Origin of the sequence: Pseudidiomarina sediminum DSM 21906 (assembly GCF_000423165.1) — a bacterium.
GTDB lineage: Bacteria > Pseudomonadota > Gammaproteobacteria > Enterobacterales > Alteromonadaceae > Pseudidiomarina > Pseudidiomarina sediminum.
Genome location: NZ_AUHL01000006.1, coordinates 181,190 through 207,150, shown reverse-complemented (window position 1 = coordinate 207,150; position 25,961 = coordinate 181,190). Strand labels below are relative to the sequence as shown.

Here is a 25,961-nt window from a genome sequence, read left to right as displayed (position 1 = left end):
CGCGTTACTCAAGACCACGAATCGCATCAACAGCAGCAAGTTCTTCAGCTTCTTGCTGCGCCATTTCTGAACGTTCTTCAACGTCCAAACGTGCGGCATCAATCAAGCCTTCTTCAATCTCACGCAAGGCAACAACAGTCGCTTTCTCATTCTTCCAAGGCACCATAGCTTCTTTGCCTTGGGTGGCTAGTTGACGTGCACGACGCGAGGCGACCAAAACCAGGTCAAACCGATTACCAATACGATCAACAGCTTCTTCTACAGTTACGCGCGCCATAGTTACTCCAACTTAAATAATGATTGCGATGACAAAATGGGTTATGAATTATACGGATTTACCCGTCATTCGCCAAGAGATCTTTGAGTTTAGCCGCATGTCGCGCCTGCTGCAATGCCATTCGTTGGCGTCGCGCTAAAACAATATGCTCCAAATTCGCGAGGGTTTCGTCGAAATCATCATTGACCAATAAGTAATCAAACTCATGATAATGCGACATTTCTGCTTGTGCCTTCGACATTCGCCCAGCAATCACTTCATCACTATCTTGACCACGATGGCGTAAGCGGTGCTCTAAAACCTCAAGGCTCGGCGGCACAATAAAAATGGATTGTGCTTGCGGGTAGGCTTCACGGACTTGTCGAGCACCCTGCCAATCGATATCAAGAAAAACATCAATCCCTTGGCTTAAGGTCTCTTCAATCACCCGGCGTGAGGTGCCATAGTAGTTATCAAATACTTTGGCCCACTCATAAAATTCATTTTCTTCGATTTTGCGCTGAAACGTGGCAACATCAAGAAAGTGGTAATGTACACCATGCTCTTCACCTGGACGCGGAGCGCGGGTGGTGCATGACACCGAGACTTGCATGCTACCATCAGTGTGGCGTTCAAGGAGCGCGCGAATTAAACTAGATTTACCTGCACCACTAGGTGCAGCAACAATAAACAAATTTCCGTCAGCGGAGGTTGTGGTCATAACGTAGCGCCGGTTGGGTCACATAAAAATCACTTGCGAATGACGCGAAAGCATAGCATGTTGCTTTTTTCGGTGCGACATCTTAACAACGAGGACAGTTTTCATGAGTACCAGCTGGATTATTATCATTGTCGCGGTCGTTTTGTTTGTATACCTCATCAGTATTTACAACAAACTCGTCCGTCTCAAAAACCAATTCGAAAATGCCTTCGCGCAAATTGAAGTGCAACTCAAACGTCGTTACGACCTTATTCCAAACTTAGTGGAAACTGCGAAAGCATACTTAAAGCACGAGAGCGAGACCCTCGAAGCTGTCATTCAAGCCCGTAACCAAGCCGCTGCCGCGCTACCTCAAGCCGCACAAGACCCACGCAATGCCAATGCCATGCAACAACTTGGTGGCGCAGAAAGTGCGCTCGGTGGTGCTTTAGGTCGCTTGAACGTGGTGATGGAAGCTTACCCTGATTTGAAAGCGAATCAGAACATGATGCAAGTCTCGGAAGAGCTCACCAGCACTGAAAACCGGGTGGCATTCGCGCGCCAAGCCTTTAACGATGCGGTGATGAGCTACAACACCTATCGCCAGTCATTCCCGCCGGTCTTTTTTGCCAGCTTCTTCGGCCACAGCAAAGATGCGAGCTTACTTGAATTTGCCGATAGTGCTGAAATTCAAGCCGCTCCGAAAGTTAATTTCTAAGTCGTCTCACGCATGGTTAATTTCTTTGAACACCAACAGCAAGCGAGACGTAATACCGGGCTGTTGGTGCTGCTTTTTTTCCTCGCATTTACGCTCATCGTTGGCGGCGTGACCTTGGTCGCCGCCTTTATTATGGGTGGCGTGTCTGACAACGGTAGTGGCGGGTATACCCTCAGTCTCGAACCCCTACTTTGGGTGATTACCATCGTCGGTGGTGGGATTCTGGTCGTCATGCTGATCAAGTGGCTCGAACTTAAGAGTGGCGGTCGCGTGGTCGCAGAGCATTTAGGCGGTCAGTTGATTTCCACCAACACCACCGATCCGGTCGAACGTCGTGTGCTGAATGTGGTGGAAGAAATGGCCATTGCGGCCAATATGCCGGTGCCCGACGTGTATATTTTGCCGAACGAAGGCAATATTAATGCCTTTGCCGCTGGATACGACACCCGTGATGCCGTGATTGGCTTGACCCGAGGCGCCGTGGAAACCTTTTCACGCGAGCAATTGCAAGGCGTGGTCGCGCATGAGTATAGCCATATTTTGAACGGTGACATGCGCCTTAATATTCGGCTCATTGCTGCCCTTGCGGGAATTCTCGCGATTGCTCATTTAGGTCGCATTCTGTTGTATTCCGGGCAAGGTAGTTCACGCAGCAACAACAATCGCAACGCACTACCGCTGGTGGGGATCGGTCTGATGATCATTGGCGGCATTGGCGTCTTCTTCGGCAATGTGATTAAGTCGGCCGTTAGCCGTCAGCGTGAGTACCTCGCTGATGCCGCCGCGGTGCAATTCACGCGTAATCCTGATGCGCTATCTGGCGCTTTGAAACAAATTGGCGCACGCGAGTATGGCAGCCGCGTGCACCATCGGAATGCCGATGAAGCAGCCCACCTGTTCTTTGGCGAAGCCTTAAAACACTGGTTTGGCATGATGGCGACGCATCCACCACTGGAGAAACGTATCAAGCGACTGGAACCGAACTGGAATGGTCACTACCCAGAGCCGCGTAAAGCACGCGGGCGCACCGAAGATGAACATCAGGCCGCTAGTCGACCACGCCCCGAGGCTCTCAGTAAACTTGCGTTACTGGCTCTACCTGCAGTATTGCTCGAGCAAGTACGTAGCCCCGAACAAGCCCCTCGCCTCGTGCATGACTTGGTCATCGGTCAATTGCTCCAGGAACCTAATGCTTTATTAGAGGGACTCAAACCCGCGCAGCAATTGGCGTTAGTGGAATTGGCCGTGCCGGCCATTCGCCAAGCGCCTGAAGCCGCACGCCTGAATTTGCTGAAAGATTTGGATGCGATGGCATCAAGCCACGATTTGTTCCACTGGGGCTTACATCAGTTACTGGCACGCCAGTTACTGCCGAAATCACGTTACAAAGCAACCATCGATAATCAGGAAGCGTTTGATCAAACAGTGAAAGCCCTCGAGCAAACCGACGCTGGCCAAGAAGTGGACCGAGAAAATCTGAGTTTAGCGTTAAATACCTGTCGCGGCTGGGCGCCACTGGCAAAAGAAAAACTCATTAACCAATGGCTCAACACCGTCCGTGCGGACGGGGTGATTTCGCCAGCCGAACGCCAGTTAGTAGCCATCCTCTGTGCCTGTATTGAGGTACCACTACCTGACGAAATGATGCAATAACGTTTTGTTGTTTGTGGTTAGCGGTCCTGTGCCGCTAACCAATCACTCAACTGTTGGTGCATGTCGTTACTCATAATGCCCACCCCGGCGTGCGAACGTCCTGGCAACATCCCCAAGCGAACACGCTCCGACTCCAAGGGTAAGAACGTTTCGTAAGGCGCAACGCGATCTTTGTCACTGGCAAGAATCAAAGTCGATACTTCCATCTTCGGCAGCAGTTGATGAATATCCGTATCGGCGCTGGTTACCCCTTGTTTAGCCATGGCCGCCAAAGCACCTTCTTGAATCGCATCCATGGACATGACTTTACTCAAATTCGGATACCAAGTTTCCAACATCGCAACCGTCGCTTGCTCCATAGGTAGCATTGGTGCTAATAGCATCAATCCAGAGATATCATCCCGTTGCTTGGCTAAATGCATCGCCGCAATGCTCCCCATCGACATACCAGCAACGTAGTAAGGTTTTGGCACTTCACGTTGAGGCAAACTGTCCAGTAAGGTCGAAAGCACAGGAGCATCTAACACCCCAAAGCCAACATGGTTGGTGGTCGACTCGCCGTGCCCCATCAGGTCTGGCACTACCACATGATAGCCCAAAAACATAAAGTACGACGCCATTAGCCCCATGGTGGACTTGTTCATGCCATAACCATGCAAAAGCACCACGGTGCCGTGACGTGGATTCACGTCTTCGCGCTTCAATTGCAATTGATAATGCTCCGCGCCTGAACCGTCTAGTTCGATAGTGACGTCTGTTTTTAATTCGTTGAAGCGGCCATTGTTCTCGGCCTTACGATGATAGGGCACACCGTATAAGTAGCCAGTACAACCACTTAAGTGAGGTAAACAAAACTCTCGAGACTCAAGCTGCAACTGTTGTTGCTGCTCGACCAGTTGCTCAGTAAAGCTCTCATTGGTGTCTGCTCGTCCCGAAAGACGGTGCTCAACATAGGTTGAGCACCCCACTAGAACAGCACTTATACTGGCGATAACAGCCAACCGCAGACGCACAAGTCTTGTCTGTATACGCATCACTTTTCCCTACCTGATGAAAAGCTGCACTATACCCAAAATAATATGGTTTAACTACTTCTGTGCGCTTAACGCCTGCTCTAGATCAGCAATGATATCGTCCGGATGCTCAATACCTACACACAACCGAATCGCCTCAGGTTTCACCCCCACTTTCAACTGCTCCTCAGTGGTGAGCTGACGATGCGTGGTCGAGGCTGGATGACATGCCAATGACTTGGTATCGCCGATGTTCACCAGTCGTTTGAATAACTGGAGTTTGTCATAGAAGGCGACGCCCGCTTCGTACCCATCTTTCAAACCAAAGGTTAACAGCGAAGCTGGCAGCCCACCGCGAATGTATTTTTGTGCCAAAGCATAATCTTTGTGGTCACTTAAACCAGCGTAGTTGACCCATGCAACGGCGGGATGGTTTTGTAAAAAGTGCAACACGCGCTCGGTGTTTTGGCAATGACGCTCAACGCGTAGCTCCAGAGTTTCCAACCCTTGCAGGATCAAAAACGCATTAAACGGGGATAAGGCCGCGCCGGTATTACGCAATGCTACCGTGCGTGCTCGTGCGATAAAGGCTGCTGGACCAAAGGTATCGTTGTAAATCACGCCATGATAAGCCGCTTCAGGCTGGGCAAACTGCTTAAACTTGTCGCTATGCTTCACCCAATCAAAGTTACCACCATCGACAATCAAGCCGCCAATCGTCGTGCCATGACCACCGATGTACTTGGTCAAAGAGTGCACCACAATATGAGCGCCCCACTCAATCGGCTTACACAAGGTCGGTGATGCGACCGTGTTATCGACCACTAATGGAACCCCGTGTTGCTCCGCAACGGCAGCGTAGGCTTCGAGGTCAGCAATGGTCCCAGCTGGGTTACCAATGGTTTCGCAATAAATCGCTTTGGTATTGTCGTCAATCAGGGCAGCAATATCACCCGCGTCTTCCGATGCGGCAAAGCGCACTTCTATGCCCAACGATGGCAGCATATGAGCAAACAGGGTGTAGGTGCCGCCATAAAGCTGTGGCGTGGTAACAATGTTATCGCCCTGACTCGCCAAGGTGATCAACGCATATTGAATCGCCGCCATACCTGAGGCTACCGCTAGCCCCGCCACGCCTCCTTCAAGGGCTGCAACACGTTGCTCAAGCACATCATTGGTTGGGTTCATGATGCGGCTATAGATATTTCCCGGCACCGCTAAATCAAAGAGGTCAGCACCATGTTGTGCATCATCAAAAGCAAACGCTGCAGTCTGGTAAATTGGGGTTGCCACAGCCTTAGTGGTCGGGTCGGTTTCATAGCCATGATGGATGGCAAGTGTTGCGGCGCGGTATGAAGTCGTCATCTGCTGTTCCTTAAAAGACTTTTATATGTTTATACGTTTAGACGTCCATAATAAACAAAATCAAAGCTACTGCAAGCACCTTAAGTAAGATTTTTTAATTTGGTGATCAGCTGCAACACATCACTATGTACGCCCGCCGCTGTCACTTCCGGTCCAGCGCCCGGCCCTTGAATAACGAGCGGGTTACGATTGTACTGTTGGCTGCGCACGGTAAAGTTGGCGTTGCCAGCAGGTAAGCGCGCATAATTCGATTCAGCATCAATAGGTTGCAGGCAAGTTCCAGCCTCATAGCGCCCCTCTTCAGTGCGACGAATATAGCCGAGGTAAACCCATTGCTCTGCGGTGGGCGCGGTCGCTTGACGCCAATCGTCAAACGCAGTGTCAAAGGTCTCCAACTGCTGTAAAAAGCTCGCCACATCAAGTGCACGCAACGCTTCAGGAACCAAGTTTTGAATCTCTAGATCATCTAACTGCAGGGTCCAACCCGCTTCACGAGCCAAAATCACGAGCTTACGTGCTACGTCCATGCCACCAAGGTCAAGCCGAGGGTCAGGCTCCGTTAAACCTAGTTGCTGCGCTTGCACTAGCCAATCGGACAGTTTGTCACCGCTACGATACTGCTGGAAAATCCATGAAAGCGAGCCAGATAAGTTGCCCTCAATACTAAAGATGGTGTCGCCACAACGGCAACGTTCATCGACCGCAGTAAGGATCGGCAAACCAGCCCCGACCGTGGTGTTGTACAGCCAATGCCGCTGATACTGCGCTTGCACGCGTTGCAGCTCTTGATACCAGTCCCAACGACTGGAACCTGCATATTTGTTTGCAGAAATAATATGTGCACCTTCGGCAAACCAACGCGGGTACTGTCGACTCACCGTTTTTGAGGCAGTCAAATCGAGCAGTATCACATGGTCGGCACGCTGTTGATTGCGTTTGATCCAGGCCGATATCGCCTCCGCATCACCAGGTACTACAGCGTGTTCAAATTGCTCTGCCCAGCGCGACACATCGACACCGCGGGGAGCATTCAGGTGGTGCCGACTGCGAAAAATACCGGTCACACGTGTTTGCGTGGAGAGGGCCAAGGTATCGGCAAAATGGTTCAACCAATAACTGCCTATGGTGCCTACGCCAATCACGCCAATGGCGATATCTGCGCGACTCATACGTCCTCCAAAAATGCTTTTAACTCAACACCATAACTTGTTGTTGCCAATATAAATCCGTCATGGCCGTCAGCGGTAGCAACGCATTTGTAGCCGCGACAATCCGGCAAAGCGCTAACGAACTCCTGCAGCAAATGTGCAGGCGCTAAGAAGTCGTCTTGAAAGCCCACGACAAACACCGGCAGTTGCAGCTTCTGTGGGGCAATCGCAAAGGTGTCGAGTGCGGGACCGAAACAAGTAAAAAGTTGCTTCGCACGCTGAGGATCGCGACTGACCAGTGTCGCGGCCCGCTGATGAATATAGTCAATCGCCTGCGCCGCTTCAGGAAAGCGTTGATCGAGTCCCACTGGGCCTCGATAGCTGATCATCGCCAACGCCCGTGCGAGCACGGTGCCTTGCTCAGTATCACCGGTTTGCTCACTTAAACGGATAAAGTCTCGTTGCAGACTGCGTAACATAACCGCTTGCGCGGTGGGTCGGTGCGCAGCGCCGGCAACCACCAAGCGGCCAATAGTTAAGTGGCCTTGAGCCACCAAAGCCATGCCAATACAGCCGCCAAACGAACCACCGATGACTGCGTGAAAATGAGTGTAGCCAAGCTGCTGCAAGGCAGTACTGAGCAATTCTGCATGTGCAGCGACCGTCGCTGGAATCACTTCGCAATGACTGTCACCGGTGCCACCACAGTAATCTACCGACCAAACATTGTAGTCCAACAGATCAGCATCGCGGATCAGGCCCTGCCACCAACCACTGCCATCATCACGGTAAACAAAGCGTCCGCCCGAGATGCCCCCCAACACCAAAAGTGCCGGGCCATCTGGATTTCCTTGTTGGCGCAACATAAGTTGCGCATCACCCACTTGCACACAGTGGTCACGCTGAACGACAGCCATAACTTACTCAATCTCTTTCACTACTCGTGACAGCGAATGTACTAAGGACAGGTACGCGTGTCAATATAGCCATCTAAACATCTTAACGTTTAGCTTTCTGTAACCTTTTGTCACGGTGCCTAGAAAGTTGTATCTCCAGCGAATATTCACGATAATGAGGCAACATGTTAAAAATTTAAGCAAAAGGTAATTTCATGCCGTCATTTGATATCGTTTCAGAAGTGGATCGCGTCGAACTTAAAAACGCGGTGGACAACGCCACCCGCGAACTGACGTCACGCTTTGACTTTCGGGGTGTCGACGCCCGCATCGAACTCAACGAGTTTACTGTGACACTGGCCTCTGAGTCTGACTTCCAAGTGCAGCAACTTTATGATTTGTTTGCGAATAACTGCAGCAAACGAGGCTTAAGCTTGGCCGGCACCGAAAGCCCAAAAGACTTTACCCATAGCGGTAAAACCTTCAGCACGACCATCACCTTTAAGCAGGGAATTGACCAGCCTTTGGCCAAAGAAATCGTCAAACTGATTAAAGATAATAAGCTTAAAGTTCAAGCTTCCATTCAAGGTGATAAGGTTCGGGTTACAGGAAAAAAACGCGACGACTTACAGAGCGCAATTGCGTTGTTACGTGAGTCGGACATTGAGCTACCGCTACAATTTGAGAACTTTCGCGACTAAGCTGAATTAACCGCGAGCCAACGAGTCAGCCAGATGCCCACTTCTGCCCAGCACATCATGCAACAACTCCCAGGTGTCACTTATCAATTGATGCGTGACCCCAAAGGGCACTTTTATTTTGCTTTTCTGTCCGAGACTGCTGCCGATTTATTAGGGTTAGAGGTCGCACCTTTGCTCGAAGACGCCAGCGCACTCCTCGAGTGTGTTCACCCCGATGACCGCGAGCGGGTGATTAACGCGAGTATTCTATCGGCTGAGCAAGATCTCGAATGGCATCATCCATTTCGATTTATTCGCCCAGATGGACGTCAACTTTGGCTCGACGCATATGACACAGGGTGCCAGCATGACGATGGCAGCTTGAGTTGGACGGGGTTTATTGTTGAGGCGACACATCGTCGGCAGCTGGAACAAGAGCTACGTGCCAGTGAACTGCGTTTTCGTACCCTTGTTGAACAAGCGAACGATATTATTTTCACCGTTGATAGCAACGGCATCATCGGTTACCTGTCACCGAATTGGGAGCGCTGTGTAGAGCACCCTGTTGATGAGGCACTGCATCGCTCGTTCGAAGAAATTGTGCACCCCGATGACATGGCGACGTGTAATGCCTTTATCCAGTCAATTCTCAACGGCAGTCCAGCCCTCGATGAAATTGAATTTCGCGTGAAGCACCCCGATGAACAGTGGCATTGGTACGGCTGCCGCGGCTCTCGGGTAGAGGGCGACGGGAACGAACCAGGCTACCTCATGGGCATTGCCCGAGAAATCACCGAGCAACGCCAACAGCGCGAGAAAATGGCACGCATGGCGCGCCAAGATATGTTGACCAACTTGCCGAATCGCGTGCATTTCGACGAAGCCTTTGAGCGTAGTTTAAGCCAGTGCCAACAACAAGACACAGCTCTAGCAGTGTTGTTTGTCGATTTAGATGACTTTAAACCTGTCAACGACTCCCACGGTCATAATATTGGCGATCAGCTGCTGATCCATGTCGCACGGCGCGTGAAGTCCTGTCTCCGTGACTCTGATTTGGCCTGCCGTATTGGTGGCGATGAATTTGTCGTATTGGCACGTGACTTACCCAGCAGCGAGGTCGCTACCGACGTTGCCAGTACCATCGCCGAGCGTATCCGCGAAGAGCTCGAGAAACCTTTTGCCATTGAACAACTGACGTTAAGCATCTCGGCCAGTATCGGGGTCGCCATCTACCCGTTTCATGCGCAACAAACAGGCGAGCTTTTGCGCTGCGCCGACCAAGCCATGTACCACGCCAAACAAGGTAACCGCAATTGCGTTAAACTCTGGCACCGCGCCACTGAGGAACTGCGGTGAAGTGTGGACTGTGTGGTACGCCACATACGGAGCTTTTTTATCAACAGACCCGCGGCACATTGCAAGGACGTGAATTTTGGCGCTGCCAGAACTGCCAGCTGATCCAAGTGCCAGCGGTACATCGTCTCTCACTGGCAGACGAAAAAGCCATTTATGATTACCATGAAAATGACCCACAGGATCCGCATTACCGCAGTTTCCTCGATCGCGCAGCAGTGCCACTGCAATCACGCTTACACAGCGGCGCCCAAGGACTCGACTTCGGCAGTGGCCCGGGCCCAACCTTATCCCTCATGCTCACTGAACGCGGCTTCCCATGTGCCATCTACGATGTCTTCTACGCGCCCGATACCAAGGTGTTAAACACCACCTATGACTACATTACCTGCACCGAAGTGATCGAGCATATCGCAGCCCCAGCCGACGTGCTTGAGCAGTTGCTGCAATGCCTCAAACCGGGTGGCTGGCTGGTATTGATGACCAAACGTTGGCGCGATTTAGCACACTTTAAAGGCTGGAATTACCGCAATGATCCAACCCATATTAGCTTTTTCCACCAACACACCATCGACTGGCTCGCCCAGCATTGGTCACTGCGCATCGATTACCTCAGTGACGACGTGGTGATTTTGCAAACGAAGCAATGAAAAAGCAGCTAGGCAGACTGGTATCGATACCCCTTTACGATTATCGTAGCATCATGCAATCAAGGACTCAGCAAAAGGAATAACCATGAGTGAACAATGGCAACAACGACGTTCAGGCCCTTCAACGCAGCGTCCTGGTGATCGCCGCACACCGTGGCAACGCGATCGGGCGCGCGTGCTTCACTCTGCAGCGTTTCGACGCTTACAGTCCAAAACCCAAATTATGAACGTCGGCGAGAATGACTTTTATCGTACCCGTTTGACCCATTCGCTTGAAGCTGCGCAAATTGGCACGTCACTTATCAACCAGCTAGAGCATGTCAGCAGCGCGCAAGAACAAGCACTGTTGCCCGATTTAAATCTCATGGAAACACTATGTTTAGCGCACGATATTGGCCACCCTCCATTTGGCCATGGTGGCGAGGTAGCGCTGAACTATAAAATGCTGGCCTCGGGCGGCTTTGAAGGCAATGGCCAAACCTTTCGAATTGTCGGCAAACTTGAAGCCTATCACTCAGAACACGGCATGGATTTAACCCGCCGCACCTTGCTGGGCCTGTTAAAATACCCAGTATTAATGCCCAATCTCGATGCTATCGCCACACCAACTGACGCCGCTAGTTTAGCCCACTGGAAACCCGCCAAAGCACTCTTTGCCTGTGACGCCGACCTGCTGAACTGGGTACTCGCACCGCTCAGTGCTGATGATCGCCAGTTGTTTCAAAGCGTCGAAACGTTCGACGTGAGCCCTTGGCAACGCTCACTCTACAAAAGCTTTGACGCCTCGTTAATGGAACTTGCCGACGACATCGCCTATGGCGTACATGACCTTGAGGATGCAGTGGTCACAGGTACTTTGTCGGCGACCCAGTGGCACGCTCATCTTGATAGTGTCGTAGGTGAGCTTGACGGGCCACTCTCTGAGTTGATGCAACGCTTAGGGACGCAACTGTTCTCAAATGAACACAGCACGCGAAAAGATGCGATAGGTGCGCTGGTGAATATTTTCGTCACCGCGGTCACCATTGCCGAGGTCTTACCGGACGCCAAAGAACCATTGATCCGCTACAACGCCACCTTACCAGAAGCTGAACGTTTCTTACTCGACAGCCTCAAAGCCGTGGTATTTGAACATGTGATCAATCAACCCTCGATTCAGCAGTTACGCTATCGCAGCCAAACCATGCTTCTGAACTTATTCAGCGCCTTTCATAATGAGCCGATGCGGTTATTGCCGCACAACACCCGCTCGCGTTGGCAAATGGCGCATGATCAATCAGGCCATCACGCAGCTGACCGCGTGCTCTGTGACTATATCGCAGGCATGACCGATGACTACGCTGAGCGCATGTACCGTAATCTGTTCGTTATTTAGCCTTTATTGAAATTTTGTAAATGAGAATAATTCTCATGAACTATTGCTAATGCGAATGGTTTGTATTTATAATCCGCCCCCATATGATTTGTTGAATACATTTCCGTGGGGGACACATGCGATATTCACTTCTTACCAGTGCAGTAGCACTCGCCTTAGCGTCAACTGGCGCCGTAGCGGCAACAACACCAGATAACGCTGACGAAGTCATCAAAATTATTGGCAGCAAAGAAGATGCCAAAACCGTCGCAGGCTCAAGTGCTGTGATTTCGCCAGAACAAATGGCAATTGAAGTAAACACGGATATCAATCAACTCCTCAAAACCGTTCCTGGGGTGTATATTCGCGAAGAAGATGGCCAGGGTCTGCGCCCAAATATCGGCATTCGCGCCGCTGCAGGTGGACGTTCAAGCAAGGTAACTTTACTCGAAGACGGCGTCATGATCGCGCCAGCGCCTTACTCGAACCCAGCTGCGTATTACTTCCCTGAAGCCTACCGCATGCATGGTATTGAGGTACTCAAAGGCGCGCCGTTACTGCGCTACGGGCCGCAAACTACCGGCGGTGTTGTGAACCTAATCACGACGCCGATTCCACAGCAGCGTGAAGGTCAGGTCACCCTGCGCATGGGTGAAAACAACAGCCGCGATATTCATGCCTATTATGGCGGTACGGAAGGCGCGTTTGGTTGGCTGATTGATACTGTGCAACGCGATAGCGATGGATTTAAAACCATTGACCGTGATCACCGTGATGCTGGCCATGACATCCAAGACTACTTGGTGAAATTACGCTGGTCGGGTGTTAATCAGAGCCTCACCGCAAAATTGCAATACTCGGAGCAAATCTCCAACGAAACCTACACTGGCTTAACCGACGCTGACTTCGCGGAAAATCCGAACCGTCGTTATGGGCTGACCGCCATCGATCAAATGGACAACCAACACAATGGTTACAGCCTAACTTACGACCTCGACTTAGCCGATAACTTACGCTTTACCGCCGTTGCCTACCTCAATGACTACAAACGTGATTGGTTCAAAGGCAGCCCTGGCGATTTGATCACTGCGGCCAACGCTGGTGATGCAAATGCTCTGGCCATCTTGCATGGTGAAGCGGACGTAACGGGCTTAGAGTACAAACATAACAACCGTGCCTATGAATCTTATGGCCTTGAGATGCGTCTGCAGAGCAATTGGGGCGACCACGAAGTTGAATTCGGCGCGCGCGACCACTCCGATCGCATGGACCGCTTCCAGCCGATTGAAGTCTATGACCAAATTAATGGTAGCCTCGTTTACCAAGGTGAAATTGCCCCAACCGGTGGCGATAACCGCTTAGAGGGTGCCGATGCACAAGCATTTTGGTTGGCGGATCGTTGGCAAGCGACCGATCGCTTAAGCATTGAGGCAACACTGCGCTACGAAGATGCAGATACCTACCGCAAACAATTTGCCATGACGGATCGTAGCGATGTGCCGAGCATGCGCAGTAGTCAGGCGCAAGAATGGTTGCCTGGCGTGTCATTTACCTATGATGTTTCTGAGCGAGTACAAGTGCTTGCCGGTGTTCACCGTGGCTTTGCGCCATTAGGTGGCGGCGCAACCGCAACCGACGAGCCAGAAACCAGCACTAACTACGAGCTAGGCGCACGCTACAGCCAAGGTGAGTTATTCGCTGAAGCCATTGCCTTCCGCAGTGATTTCAATAACCAAGCAGAAAGCTGCTCCGTCGCCAATCCATGCAGCAATGGTGAAACTTCTGGCAGCTACGTGACTGGCGAAGCCTTGGTGCAAGGTGTTGAAGTGCAGCTCGGTCATCGTTGGCAGCAGGGAGCATGGCAAATTCCAGTAAGTATTGCCTACACCTACACTAGCGCGGAAATCAGTGCGGATAATAACCTTACCGGTGTGGTTGATGGCGATACCTTGGCGGATATCCCTGAACACGTCTTTAGCAGCCGCATTGGTCTCTTGCATGACAGTGGCTGGGAAAATCACGCCATCGTTAAATTCATGGACGAGACCTGCGTCAATGTCGGCTGCAATCGCAACGATGATACCATGCAACGTACCGAGTCGTTGTGGACGGTTGACTTGATTAGCCGCTACCCGCTAAGCCAACAAACCACGGTATTTGTGAAAGTTGAGAACCTGTTTGATGAACAAGTGATTATTTCACGCGTCCCTTACGGCGCGCGTCCAAATAAGCCACAAACCATTTCTGTAGGTTTCGATTACCGCTTCTAACTGACCATGGCTCGAGCGAAGCAGCTTAACGCTGCTTCGCAAGCCACTGCACCACGTCCACTAAGGGTTGTGGGCGACAATGCAAATACCCCTGCAACATTTCACAACCATGGGTTACCAAATACTCTTGTTCCTCGATTGTTTCTACACCTTCCGCAATGGTACGCACACCTAGCTCTTCAGCGATTAACAAAACGCCACGCGTGATCGCTGCATTACGAGGATTTTTATGCACATTGTGGATAAAACTCTTATCGATTTTGACCCCATCAACCGGCAGTTGATTCAAATAACTTAAGCTCGCAAACCCCGTACCAAAATCATCAATCGCTATTTTCAAGCCGAGTGCGCGCAAGCCATGTAAAAGTTCGATCATACGCTCACTGTCGCGTATAAAGACATTCTCGGTAATCTCCACGACCAATTGTTTCGGTTTGACCTGGTAACGCTGCATAGTTGCTTCGACTTTTTCGAGAAAATCGTCGCGATAAAACTGCATTGGCGAAAAATTCACACTAACACTCTGTAATCCAGTGGCTAACAGCTCAGCGCAGTCGCTGCAGGCCTGCTCAAATACCCAATCAGCAATGGCAATAATTTGCCCGGTTTTTTCCGCCAAGGGAATGAATTCAGCAGGTGAGATATAGCCTTGTTGCGGATGGTGCCAACGGACCAACGCCTCCACCGCCCGAGGGCGCCCGTCATTATCAACAATAGGCTGATAAAATAATTCAAACTGCTGCTGTTGAATCGCTTCTTGTAACTGAGTACGCAATGCCACCTGCTGCTGCATGCCCTCATCAAGGTCTGCACTGTACCAATACCAAGCGCTACCGCCGCGACGTTTGGCTTCATACATCGCGATATCCGCGCGTTGAATCAATTCTGCCGGGCGCTCGAATGGCAGACGGCTATCGGCGACACCAATGGTGGCCGACAATGACACTTCAAGATCATCAAACCGATAAGGTTGATGAAATACAGCGAGTAACCGTGCGATCAACAGGGTTGCGTCCACCGAGGTGGTGGCACTATAAATGACCGCAACGAATTCATCTCCGCCAAAACGCGCTAATAAATCGTTGTCGGTTAGCTGTTGCCGTAAGCGCTCAGCAGTTTCTTTCAGCACCCGGTCACCGACAGCATGGCCAAGACTGTCATTGATCGGTTTGAAGCCGTCCAGATCAATAAACAAGACGTACACATTGGTCTGTTTATCTTGAAGTAAGCGTTCATTTAAACGCGCTTCTAAGGCATTACGATTCGGCAGCCCCGTCAGCACATCGTGACGCGCTAAAAAGCGCAACTCCTGTTCACGCTCGACCCGTTCAGTAATATCACTTTGCAGACCCACAAAATGTGTCACGCGATCGCCATCACGTACCGGCGAAACCAATAAATCATTCCAAAATAAGCTGCCATCTTTGCGATAGTTGCGGATCACAACCCTGACTTCAGTGCGACTCAGCAACGCTTCTCGTACTTTACGACTGGCGTCATTGTCTCTGTCTGTACCTTGGAGGAAGTTAAATTCACGGCCAATCACTTCGGTTTCATCGGTATACCCCGTGATCGCCTTAAACGCTTTATTGATATAAATAATTGGGTAGTCTGGTAAATTCGCATCACAAATAACCACCCCGTTGGTACTGGACTCCACGCTACGTTCCAACAGCTTTAAACGCGACTCGTTACGGCGCTGCGCAGTCACATCTTTTGCAACCCCATGCACACCGGTGATTTCACCATCGATAAAAATCGGCATGTTGGTGACGTCGACGATTTTCGCTTCGCCTTCACGGTTATAAATGGTGACTTCATAGCGTTGCGGCTTGCCCGCTTTGGCGGCCTTAAAGTGCGTCAGCGTGCGCGCCCGGTCAGCTGCTGCCACCACCAATTCATAATGTTGGCCAAGCATGCTTTGTTCATCGTATCCGGTTAACCCTTCACCGGCGCGATTGATGCTGACAAAGCGACCCTCGAGATCAAGGGTAAATACCGCCTCGGGGTTATAACTGAATAAGGAGCGATGACGTTGCTCGCTACGTTCACGTTGCACCCGATCCCGATGTTGATCAATTACTAGCGCCACAATATCGCGACAACGCTGGATCACTGTTGTTTGCTCAGCGGTAGGCTCACTTGGCAAATGCGAATACACGGCGAAGGTGCCGATGACCTGCGATCCCGTCGTTGATAGTACTGGAAAGGACCAGCACGCACGCAGCTGGAAGCGTTGAATCAACTCACGAAAGGCTTGAAAGCGGGCATCATGCGTCATATCAGCAACAAGCACCGGCTGCTTAGTATACGCGGCCGTACCGCAGGCGCCGACACCATCAGCAATCGGCAAATGTTGTAAGGCTGACGAAAAGTCACTCGGTAAGCTTGGGGCGCTAATGGCCTGCAGGGTCGCTTGGTCTTCATCGACCAACATGACGGAACACATTACATGGGGGATTTGGTCTTCAATAAGTAAACAAATTTCAGAGAGCTTTTCGGGGAGCGATTTATTTTGTGCCAGCGATGCTAAGGTTCTAAACTCAGCGGCCATGAGACGTTTTAGACGCGTGCGCTCGCGACAACCGATCCACCAACCGACCGCGATACAAATGATTGCCAGCAGCAAACCAAACATCAAGAGTTGGTCACGCCATTCTAGTTGTGTTATCGACAAACCATGCTTACTCCACCTCGATCACCCGCGCGTGACCTTGCTTGAGTATTGACAAAGATGCCGTTAGTTTCAACGTATTCTTAACCTTGCCGCAAAAATTGATAGCGCAGGCGAAGAGCCCAAGCGAAGACTAAGCTCCCCATCCCTAACCACAAAAACTGCACAGGCACCACAAAAATTAAGGCGAAGCAGCTGAACAGACCCACGATTGACCATGGCTTAGCGATGAAACGCTGCGACGGCGGTACCTTTAACGCCGCTAAATTGGTAATTCCATAATACATCAGCACGGTCAAGGCACTAAGCGACCAGGCGCCAATTACCGAGCCAAACATAGCCACAACGGCGATGATCAGAGCCGTCACAAGCGTTGCGTACGGAGCTGCGCTGCGCGCTTGATTCAGTCGCGCCCATGCACGCGGTAGATCACCTCGGCGCGCCATCGCCAACACCACTCGTGAGACACCAAGCAGAAGGTTTAATGCCACTCCTATCATCGCTAATGCAGCTCCTAAGCGCACCACCTCTTGCTGCCAGCCTGAAGCCAGTAACTGACTCAGGTTAAAGTTGGTTAACTCAAATTCTGGCGCGTGCCGTACCAGTACCGAGCCAACCAGAAGGTACAATGCCATCACCACAACCAGGGTCGCCACAATCGCCCGAGGAATGGTACGTCGAGGTTGCTTCACCTCCTCCCCCAGCGTTGCTACGCGCCCATAGCCGGTATAGGCAACAAAAAGGAGCGCTACGGCGCTCAACACTGTCGAAACACTCACTGTATGAGCCTTATTCGCCACGCTTTCGGCCACCGGCGTCGACGCTAGCGAGGCCACAAAAACTCCAAGACTTAACAAGGTCAGCGTCACTAAAACGCCATTCACCTGATTCGACCGTTGCACGCCACACAATACTAAGACCGTGAGCGCGCCGAGCAAGAGCAAGGCCACAGCAATCACCGCTGCTGCGGGTATTTCACCGGACATAAAGGATGCCAGCAGTAGGTAAGCACTTGCTAACAGTGCAGCGGCAGCTGATGCACTTTTCGCGCAAATAAAAACCCACCCAGCAACAAATGCCCAGTGGCGGTTTAGATACTGATAAGCATATTCATAGGTGCCGCCGCTGACCGGATGTGCTGCCGCCAATTGTGCACTCGACAGCCCATTGCACAATGCCACAAAGGCAGCCACGGCAATCGCGTAGAGTAACGCGTCGCCCGCTAAGGCATAGCCGAACCCCAGGCTTACAAACACGCCGGTGCCTAAAATAGAGCCGAGCCCAAGCATAATGGCACCGACCATACCTGTTGAGCGAACCAGTTGTGTCGTCATGGCGTCCCCTGAAGCTGATCAAACCTTTTAAGCTAACGATACTTCATTACAGCTGAATGACACCACATTCGTCGTCAGGCGCAACGATCTTAAACGACTGTTTTCACGTAACCTAATTATGGTTTCATGAAAGAAAAATGTGTATGTACCGTATCGGCCTCATCTGGCTTCAACATGATCTTCGTCTCGATGATCACCCCTTGATTCACCAAGCAGCATCTGAGTGTCAGCAGCTGATTTTTTTGTATTGTTTACCGCCGCAATCGATGCAAGCGAATCGCTATAGTTTGCACAGTATGGGCACTCTGCGAAAACATTTTCTACAGCAAACCCTTGCGGATTTAGCACGCCAATTGCGCGCCTATGGCCAGACGTTACTCACCTGCCAACACGACCCTCTCACGGCACTACCCTTGGTGATGCAGCACCATCGTATCGACGCTATCTATTACAGCGAAGCCGCAGGTACCTACGAGCAACACTATCAACGCCTATTGCAACAGCGCTTTCCATATATTGCGCATCACTGTGAAACCAGCGCCACCTTATGGCGAGCTTCACAATTACCCTTTGCAATAGATGAACTGCCCGCAAGCTTCTCCAAGTTTCGTAAGTGTATCGAGCAAGAAAACTTACGCGATACCGTCGCGGCGCCGCTAGCGACGCCAACACAATTGCCACCTGCACCTGTTCTCAGTCAGCTCAAGACCTTGCTTCGCCCCATCGAAGCAACGACGACAAACGCTTCAGCAGCCTTCCAAGGTGGTAGTCAGGCAGCACAAGCTCACCTCGAGAGCTATTTCAGCAGTGCCGCTCCGCTACATTACAAGCAAACGCGTAATGCCCTCGACGATTGGTCGAGCTCCACCAAATTTTCGCCTTGGTTGGCGACAGGAGCGCTCAGTGTGCGCCGCCTGCTACAACGCTTAACCGCTTATGAGCAAACGCATGGCAGTAATGACAGTACGTACTGGATTTTCTTTGAATTACTGTGGCGTGAGTACTTTCAATGGTACGCCCACCGCTATCAACAACGCTTGTTTGCCAGCAGCGGTATAAAACAACAACGGCCAACCACCAGCTTTTATCCAAGCCGTTTTCGACAATGGTGTTCAGGCACCACCGCCTATCCGATTGTCAATGCCTGTATGCGCCAACTGAATGCCACCGGCTACATGTCAAATCGCGGCCGTCAGTTGGTTGCCAGCTGTTTTGTGCATGAGCTGCAATTAGATTGGCGCTACGGTGCGGCTTATTTCGAGCAACAATTGCTCGACTACGACGTTGCTAGCAACTGGGGCAACTGGCAATACCTCGCCGGCGTAGGTGCCGATCCGCGTGGCCACCGGCGCTTTGACCTTGCCAAGCAAACTCAGCAGTACGACCCGGACGGTGTGTTCATCCGTCGCTGGCAAGGAGAACAACCACATCAAAGCGATTGGCTCGATGCGGCCGACTGGCCCGTCGAACATTCATAGGTGTGATGGATGACTGAAACACCGCTTGCGATTGTCTGGCTTAAACGCGACCTGAGACTGCGTGATCACCTGCCCTTACAACAAGCGATTGCCTCGGGCCATCGGGTACTCCTGCTGTATTGTTTCGAGCCAAGTTTATGCACCGACCCACATTATGATGTGCGTCACTGGCGCTTTGTCTGGCAGAGCCTCACGGCGCTCCAGCATGGCTTGTCACAGCGGGTCGAGCTGCCTCTCCTGGTGCGTCACGACGAAGTACTTAGCAGCTTACAAGCGATTCAACAGCACAGCGACATTGCCGCGATCTATAGTCACGAAGAAGTGGGTATTTTAAAGACCTTCCAGCGTGATCAACAGGTACAACGCTGGTGCCAAACACAAGGGATCAGCTGGCATCAAAGCCCTACCGGCGCAGTGCAGCGCGCCTTAAGTCACCGCCGCGATTGGCAACACGACTGGCAACAGATCATGCGCGCACCGCTCGCGCAACCCGACTGGCTCCTCGCCCGAGCATGGCTAGACGATTGGATTATACCGCTGCAACAGCTGCCTCCCGAGGCCTTTCGAGAAAATGACAGCAAGATGCAGCACGGCGGTTTATTTGCCGCGCATGCCACCTTAAAAAGCTTCTTTCTCGAACGCGGCAAGGATTATCGCTTTGCGATTTCAAAACCTGAGGCAAGTCGTACAGCTTGCTCGCGGCTCTCACCCTATCTTGCCTGGGGCAATCTGAGCTTGCGCGAAGTGTATCAACGGCTGCTCCGGCATTGGTCACAGCCCGGTTGGCGCATGTCTCTGCGGGCTTTTGTGTCCCGCTTACACTGGCATTGTCATTTCATTCAAAAATTTGAAAGTGAACACCAAATGGAGTGGCAAGCGGTCAACCATGGCTACCACAACTTTCCATACCGAGACGACCCACAGGTCGCCGATGACTTACAGGCGTGGCAACACGGCCAAACCGGCGTCCCTCTTGTTGATGCCTGCATGCGCTGCTTAGCGCAAACGGGGTACGTTAACTTTCGGATGCGCGCCATGCTGGTTAGCTTCTTGTGTCATCATTTACTGATTGATTGGCGCTTGGGCGTTCACCATTTGGCGCGACTTTTTCTGGATTTTGAGCCCGGCATTCATTACCCGCAATTTCAAATGCAGGCAGGCGTCACCGGCACCAACACCATTCGGATTTACAACCCGGTCAAACAAAGTCAAGAGCATGATCCCAACGGCGATTTCATTCGCCAGTGGTGTCCTGAGTTGAAGCAACTTCCCGCCCCCTTAATTCACGAGCCATGGCAACTAAGCGCTATGGAATACCAATTGTATGACTGTCGGCTTGGTGAGGACTATCCGCATCCTCTCGTCGACCTAGCCGCCTCAGGCAAACGGGCCCGTGACCTGTTGTGGGGCTGGCGTAAGCAAGCTGAGGTAAAGCGCGATGGCGAACGTATTCTGAACCGCCATGTGCAGCGCCGAAACAAGCGCGTAACACGAAACTAATCAGCATTGCATCCATGCGCAAAAGACCGTTACTATCAAAGCTCTTGTTTATCAGTGGAGCGGGTTATGGCGCAAAATTTTCAACGTGTTTGTGTGTACTGTGGGGCGAACCCGGGCTTTAGTCCGGTCTATAAAGATGCGGCCATCGCCTTAGCTGACGTTCTCGCCGCCGCCAATATTACCTTGGTTTACGGCGGCTCAAGCGTGGGCCTGATGGGCATTTTAGCTGACCGCGTCCTTGCACAAGGCGGGCAAGCTATCGGTGTGATTCCCCAAGCACTGGTAGACAAAGAGCTAGCTCACCATGGCTTAACCGAGCTACACATCGTTGACTCGATGCATTCACGCAAAGCCAAAATGGCCGAATTAGCCGATGCCTTCATTGCCCTACCCGGTGGTATGGGCACCTTAGAAGAATTGTTTGAAATGCTGACTTGGGCACAGCTTGGCTTTCATCAAAAAGGTTGTGGGGTGCTCAACGTTGATGGCTACTACGAAAGTTTACTTAACTTTCTCGAGGGCGCCATTTCGCAAGGCTTTATCCGCGATGATCATCGGCATTTACTGCTTAGCCATGACCAACCAGCTGACCTACTTGAGCTCCTGCGTCACTATCAGGCACCACAACAGCCGAAATGGATAACTGCAGACGAAACCTAGAATGTTAAGTATCGCTTAAGTTTTCTTTTTTAAGGTGAGGCCATGTCGAATGAGGAAACGCACATGGCAACACCACTTTTCCATACACAAGCGAATGACGCAACGCATTCAAACGCAATGCTCGTGGGTCGTCAGCATCCGCGGCGCACTGACGTTGAGCAGTTTATTTGCCAAAAATACTGGTTTTCGTTTGCGGCTTGCTTAAGTCAATTGCCCGAGCATTTACTCTGTTTAATCACCGACGCGGGAGAGATTGTTGCGGCCTGCGCGGTAACCCCTGCGGCTGAACGTCCTTTGTTCTCGGAGCGTTATTTAACAGCTCCAGTAGAACGGCAGCTGTCAGAAGCTTTCCATACCTCGATACACCGACGTCAAATCGCAGAAGTTGGCTCACTCGCATGTCGCGATTTTAGCTGGCTACCTGTGCTCTTCGCCTGCGTGGTTGACTGCGCTGAATTGTTGGCGATTCCCTATTTACTCTTTACTGCTACCGCACAATTGCGCCGTCATTTGCAGCGTTTTCAATTGCCAACCGCCGTTATCGCTGAAGCGCCAGCCGTCGCTCTGCCTGAGAGTGAGCGGCAACAATGGGGGAGCTACTATCAACGGCATCCTCTTGTCTTGGCTGGCCGTACCGCCGATGGGCACTCCTTACAACTGTCGATGCAACAACGCTGCAGTCGAATTCAATGAACTGGAGGGGCAACATGATCACACATTTTTTTCGCCAGCTTGAAAGCTTTGCCGCGACCGATGCACGCCTCAGCGACGATCACCGTAGCATCAGTTACCAAGACTTATTGCTTGCCATAGACGCTATGGCAAATGAACTTCAACGCCGCGGCAGTCAACGGCTGGCCTTGCTTGCTGACAATAGCCTCGACTGGCTGATCTGTGATCTGGCGGCACTCAAGCTAGGGCTGACGGTGGTCCCTATTCCCGCTTTTTTTACCAACGCACAACGGCAGGCGGTCTTTGCGGATGCCGAAATTGATACCATCATCACCGACAATGGCGCGATTGAACGTATTCGGGCGACCGCCACTCCACATGCGGCCGCAAAAATCACCTACACTTCCGGTAGTACTGGGGAACCAAAGGGTGTTTGTTTGTCCGCTGAACACCTTCTGGAGACGGTGCGCGCTATCGCCCAACAACTACCTGATAAGCTTTCGCAACGGCACCTTTGCTGCTTGCCGTTAGCCGTGCTGTTGGAAAATATTGCTGGGGCTTGGTTAGCGCTCTATCTGGGGGCCTCCATCCACCTGCCTTCGCTCACAAGTTTAGGTTACCAACGCAGCAATCAAATGGATGCCACGCTCTTTTTTGCTGAGCTACGCAGCTTCAAGGCTCACAGCGTCATTGCGATTCCAGCTCTGGCGGAACTACTGTTACAAGGGTGCGAACAAGGCGCCCTTAACGCCGAGCAATTTCGTTTCATCGCCGTTGGTGGTGCAACGGTTGCCCCGCATATTCTTGAGCGCGCTGCACAACTTAAGCTGCCGCTCTATGAAGGGTATGGTTTGTCGGAGTGTGGTTCGGTGGTAGCGTTAAATACACCCACAGCGCACAAACAAGGCAGCGTAGGACGCCCACTGCCGCATCAGCAGGTTCGTGTCGTCAACGGTCAAATTTACACTGCTGGTCCCTACATGATGGGGTATTTGAATCACCCAACACCTACCAGTGATGCGATTTGGCACGCCACTGGCGATCTCGGAACCATCGACGCAGACGGCTATTTAAGTGTTACTGGCCGTGCGTCCAACCTCATTATTACCAGTTACGGTCGCAATATTTCGCCAGAGTGGATCGAGACCCTCGCCCAAGCCTTTCACTGTTGGTCACAGTTCATGGTGGTCGGTGATGCTCAAGCGCAACCCATCGCGCTTATTACGCCCTCGACGGAAGCGACATCAGCGCTGATAGAGGCCGCCATTCAGGCACTTAACCAACACCTTCCTGACTATGCTCAACTGGCCGGTTGGCTGCCAACAAAAGAACCTTTTAGCCAAGAAAACCAATTACTTACTTATAACAACCGCTTTCGTCGTAAAGCGATATTAAAAACTTACGCCCAGGCCATTTCGCAGTTTTACGGAGATACACATGGCATTCTTTCAAGAGTTATGTAACGCCACTCAAACTGAGCAGGCCTATTTATTACACGCCCCAGCAATCACCGACACCTTTGCTGGAAACATTTCATTAAGCCGTTATCTAGGCTTTCTGACACAAGCTTACTACCACGTGCAACACACAGTCCCTCTGCTCATGGCCGCAGGCGCGCGCATGGGCCCTGAACAAGAGTGGCTGCGCAAAGCCGTCGTAGAATACATCGATGAAGAATATGGCCATCACGAATGGATCCTCAATGATATTCGCGCCTGTGGTGGCGATGTCGAACAGGTTGTCGCCAGTGCACCGCATTTCTCCACCGAGTTAATGGTGAGCTATGTCTACGACCAAATTCAACGCCGTCACCCGGCAAGCTTTTTTGGTATGGCGCATGTGTTAGAAGGCACCAGCGTGAAATTAGCGACCCAAGCGGCAGGCGCAATCAAAGCAAAGCTCGGATTACCCGCCAGTGCCTTCTCCTATCTGCTTTCACACGGCGATCTTGACCAAGATCATGTGTCCTTTTTCGCTGATTTGATGAATAAGTTGGACGATAAAGCAGCACAGCAAGCAATTATCCACACCGCCAAAGGTGTTTACCGCCTTTATGGTGATATGTTCCGTGCGCTACCGGACTAACGAGGAACTTCCGCCATGTCGAAATTGATCACTGACTGGTCGCAACAGCACGTCTTGTTAACCGGAGCACAAGGTGGGCTCGGTCAAGAACTCGCACGCCAATTAACCGAAAAAGGGGCCCTTGTGACGCTCGTCGGCCGCCGTGAGGAGGCCTTACGTGAACAAGCTGTCACCTTGGGTCAACGCGATTTCCTATGCGACTTAACACAAGCTGAGGAGCTGGCCGGGTTGATCGAGCTGGTGCAAGCCTCAAGACCTCGCATCACCGGCTGGATTCATGCGGCCGGTAGCTCAGTTACCGAGCTTTATACCGACACACCTTGGACGAAACACGCCGAAGTGATGCGGTTAAACACCTTGGTGCCGATGCAGCTCACCCATGCATTGCTGCCCCTGTTACAGCGTCAGCACCGGGCGTGGCTATTACATGTCGGCTCTGTTTTTGGTGCGCTTGGCTTTCCTACCCAAGCCAGCTACTGCGCAAGTAAAGCTGCTTTGGCACGCTTTTGTGAAGCCTTGCAACGCGAAGTAGAGCCATCGGCGTGCACCATTATGTATGCCGCACCAAGAGCTATTAAGACCGCCATGAACGACGGTGTCATGCACCGTTTCAACCAAAACTCCGGCACCCATGAAGATAACGCCGCACGTGTTGCGAGCTTACTTTTGCGCCAAATAGAGCAGGGACAACGCCGGCAAACCATTGGCTGGCCTGAACGTCTGTTCGTGAAACTCAATGCGCTGGTACCGCAACTTATTGATGCCAACTTGCGCAAACCTCTACGTCAACTCCGTCAATTACTACAGGAGCAAAAATCATGAAACACTTCATTACTACGTGTCTCACAACGGTACTCTTAACCACCACTCTACCTGCTCATGCGGAAGACACTTTCGCCACCGAGCTACTGGCCTTGCAGCACGACTGGGCTGTCGCCAATTATCAGCTGCAAGACGACGCTCAAGAGCAAGCCTTTAAGGCGTTAGAGCAACGTGCTGCAAGCTTCGCGCAAAACTATGCCGATAAAGCCGAAGCACATATTTGGCACGGGATCATTCTCAGCACTGAGGCTGGGGTAGTCGGCGGCTTAGGCGCGCTCGGCTTAGCCAAGCAATCAAAAGCGGCACTGGAACAAGCCCTCACCCTTGACCCGTCTGCACTTGCAGGATCAGCGCACACCAGTTTAGGTACCTTGTACTATAAAGTTCCGGGCTGGCCCTTCGGTTTTGGCGACGATGATTTGGCCAAAGAGCACTTACAAGCCGCGTTGCAGTTGAATCCAAACGGTATTGATCCAAACTACTTCTACGGTGAGTTTCTCTATGAAGAAGGCGACTATCGTGAAGCTGCAGAACACCTCCAGCTAGCCTTACAAGCACCAGCGCGACCACAGCGTGAACTCGCTGATCAAGAGCGCAAAAAGGAAATTGAACAACTGCTAACAAAGGTCAATAAAAAGCTGAAAAAACGTCGCAGTTAAGATAGGTTATAGCGCATGACT

At 51.6% G+C, this 25,961-nt stretch carries 23 protein-coding genes; 15 read left to right on the top strand and 8 right to left on the bottom strand.

What is annotated here, in order from left to right; translation table 11 throughout:
* Positions 1-4: 4 nt before the first annotated feature.
* Both rpoZ and gmk read right to left on the bottom strand, forming a co-directional pair.
* On the bottom strand, positions 5-277 hold the full coding sequence (rpoZ, locus tag G535_RS0102660) for a DNA-directed RNA polymerase subunit omega (protein ID WP_026860649.1): 273 nt from the start codon (positions 275-277) through the stop codon (positions 5-7).
* Between the two features lie 58 nt (positions 278-335).
* Positions 336-977, bottom strand: coding sequence for a guanylate kinase (gene gmk, locus G535_RS0102655; protein ID WP_026860648.1), 642 nt, complete (start codon positions 975-977; stop codon positions 336-338).
* Between the two features lie 103 nt (positions 978-1,080).
* On the opposite strand from gmk, the gene G535_RS0102650 reads away from it, so the two are divergent.
* Positions 1,081-1,674: a LemA family protein gene (locus G535_RS0102650; protein ID WP_026860647.1), complete on the top strand. Its 594-nt coding sequence runs from the start codon at positions 1,081-1,083 to the stop codon at positions 1,672-1,674.
* A 12-nt stretch (positions 1,675-1,686) separates the two neighbouring features.
* Positions 1,687-3,327, top strand: a complete 1,641-nt coding sequence (locus G535_RS0102645; protein ID WP_026860646.1) for a M48 family metallopeptidase — start codon at positions 1,687-1,689, stop codon at positions 3,325-3,327.
* A gap of 17 nt (positions 3,328-3,344) precedes the next feature.
* Here G535_RS0102645 and G535_RS0102640 read toward each other — a convergent pair whose 3' ends face one another.
* From G535_RS0102640 to G535_RS12735, 4 genes are all read right to left on the bottom strand, one after another.
* On the bottom strand, positions 3,345-4,361 hold the full coding sequence (locus G535_RS0102640) for an alpha/beta hydrolase (RefSeq protein WP_084616764.1): 1,017 nt from the start codon (positions 4,359-4,361) through the stop codon (positions 3,345-3,347).
* A gap of 54 nt (positions 4,362-4,415) precedes the next feature.
* A complete protein-coding gene (locus tag G535_RS0102635; protein ID WP_026860644.1) occupies positions 4,416-5,705 on the bottom strand; it encodes an O-acetylhomoserine aminocarboxypropyltransferase/cysteine synthase family protein in 1,290 nt (429 codons plus the stop codon).
* A gap of 80 nt (positions 5,706-5,785) precedes the next feature.
* Positions 5,786-6,874, bottom strand: coding sequence for a hypothetical protein (locus G535_RS0102630; protein WP_026860643.1), 1,089 nt, complete (start codon positions 6,872-6,874; stop codon positions 5,786-5,788).
* On the bottom strand, positions 6,871-7,770 hold the full coding sequence (locus G535_RS12735; RefSeq protein ID WP_051206916.1) for an alpha/beta fold hydrolase: 900 nt from the start codon (positions 7,768-7,770) through the stop codon (positions 6,871-6,873). The genes G535_RS0102630 and G535_RS12735 overlap by 4 nt, the downstream gene beginning before the upstream one ends.
* 194 nt (positions 7,771-7,964) lie before the next feature.
* Between G535_RS12735 and G535_RS0102620 the strand changes: the two genes are divergently transcribed.
* From G535_RS0102620 to G535_RS0102600, 5 genes are all read left to right on the top strand, one after another.
* Complete coding sequence (locus G535_RS0102620) at positions 7,965-8,450, top strand: YajQ family cyclic di-GMP-binding protein (protein WP_026860642.1); 486 nt, start codon at positions 7,965-7,967, stop codon at positions 8,448-8,450.
* 33 nt (positions 8,451-8,483) lie between these two features.
* Positions 8,484-9,785 carry a sensor domain-containing diguanylate cyclase gene (locus G535_RS0102615; RefSeq protein ID WP_026860641.1) on the top strand — a complete coding sequence of 434 codons (1,302 nt, stop codon included), beginning with the start codon at positions 8,484-8,486 and terminating at the stop codon, positions 9,783-9,785.
* Positions 9,782-10,432 carry a class I SAM-dependent methyltransferase gene (locus tag G535_RS0102610; RefSeq protein WP_026860640.1) on the top strand — a complete coding sequence of 217 codons (651 nt, stop codon included), beginning with the start codon at positions 9,782-9,784 and terminating at the stop codon, positions 10,430-10,432. Before G535_RS0102615 ends, G535_RS0102610 begins: the two co-directional genes overlap by 4 nt.
* An 85-nt stretch (positions 10,433-10,517) precedes the next feature.
* Positions 10,518-11,807, top strand: a complete 1,290-nt coding sequence (locus tag G535_RS0102605; protein WP_026860639.1) for an anti-phage deoxyguanosine triphosphatase — start codon at positions 10,518-10,520, stop codon at positions 11,805-11,807.
* Positions 11,808-11,923: 116 nt separating this feature from the next.
* Entirely contained in the window at positions 11,924-14,056 is a 2,133-nt protein-coding gene (locus G535_RS0102600) for a TonB-dependent receptor family protein (protein ID WP_026860638.1), read from the top strand.
* A 25-nt stretch (positions 14,057-14,081) separates the two neighbouring features.
* On the opposite strand, the gene G535_RS0102595 is transcribed toward G535_RS0102600, so the two are convergent.
* Both G535_RS0102595 and G535_RS0102590 read right to left on the bottom strand, forming a co-directional pair.
* Positions 14,082-16,733, bottom strand: coding sequence for an EAL domain-containing protein (locus tag G535_RS0102595; protein ID WP_126775195.1), 2,652 nt, complete (start codon positions 16,731-16,733; stop codon positions 14,082-14,084).
* An 80-nt stretch (positions 16,734-16,813) separates the two neighbouring features.
* Positions 16,814-18,064, bottom strand: coding sequence for an APC family permease (locus G535_RS0102590; RefSeq protein WP_026860636.1), 1,251 nt, complete (start codon positions 18,062-18,064; stop codon positions 16,814-16,816).
* Between the two features lie 137 nt (positions 18,065-18,201).
* Here G535_RS0102590 and G535_RS0102585 point away from each other — a divergent pair, with 137 nt between their 5' ends.
* The 8 genes from G535_RS0102585 to G535_RS0102550 all read left to right on the top strand — a co-directional run bounded on the left by G535_RS0102585 (position 18,202) and on the right by G535_RS0102550 (position 25,940).
* Positions 18,202-19,542 (top strand): DASH family cryptochrome, encoded by a 1,341-nt coding sequence (locus tag G535_RS0102585; RefSeq protein WP_034727377.1) that lies wholly within the window; start codon positions 18,202-18,204, stop codon positions 19,540-19,542.
* A 9-nt stretch (positions 19,543-19,551) separates the two neighbouring features.
* Positions 19,552-21,042 (top strand): FAD-binding domain-containing protein, encoded by a 1,491-nt coding sequence (locus tag G535_RS0102580; protein ID WP_026860634.1) that lies wholly within the window; start codon positions 19,552-19,554, stop codon positions 21,040-21,042.
* A gap of 66 nt (positions 21,043-21,108) precedes the next feature.
* Positions 21,109-21,702: an LOG family protein gene (locus G535_RS0102575; RefSeq protein ID WP_034727374.1), complete on the top strand. Its 594-nt coding sequence runs from the start codon at positions 21,109-21,111 to the stop codon at positions 21,700-21,702.
* Between the two features lie 63 nt (positions 21,703-21,765).
* Positions 21,766-22,395: a thermostable hemolysin gene (locus G535_RS0102570; protein ID WP_026860632.1), complete on the top strand. Its 630-nt coding sequence runs from the start codon at positions 21,766-21,768 to the stop codon at positions 22,393-22,395.
* A gap of 14 nt (positions 22,396-22,409) precedes the next feature.
* Positions 22,410-23,837, top strand: coding sequence for an AMP-binding protein (locus G535_RS12730; RefSeq protein ID WP_051206914.1), 1,428 nt, complete (start codon positions 22,410-22,412; stop codon positions 23,835-23,837).
* A complete protein-coding gene (locus G535_RS0102560) occupies positions 23,812-24,459 on the top strand; it encodes an iron-containing redox enzyme family protein (protein WP_026860631.1) in 648 nt (215 codons plus the stop codon). Before G535_RS12730 ends, G535_RS0102560 begins: the two co-directional genes overlap by 26 nt.
* Before the next feature lie 15 nt (positions 24,460-24,474).
* Positions 24,475-25,281, top strand: a complete 807-nt coding sequence (locus tag G535_RS0102555) for an SDR family oxidoreductase (RefSeq protein WP_034727371.1) — start codon at positions 24,475-24,477, stop codon at positions 25,279-25,281.
* Positions 25,278-25,940, top strand: coding sequence for a tetratricopeptide repeat protein (locus G535_RS0102550; RefSeq protein WP_026860629.1), 663 nt, complete (start codon positions 25,278-25,280; stop codon positions 25,938-25,940). The genes G535_RS0102555 and G535_RS0102550 overlap by 4 nt, the downstream gene beginning before the upstream one ends.
* Positions 25,941-25,961 lie beyond the last annotated feature (21 nt).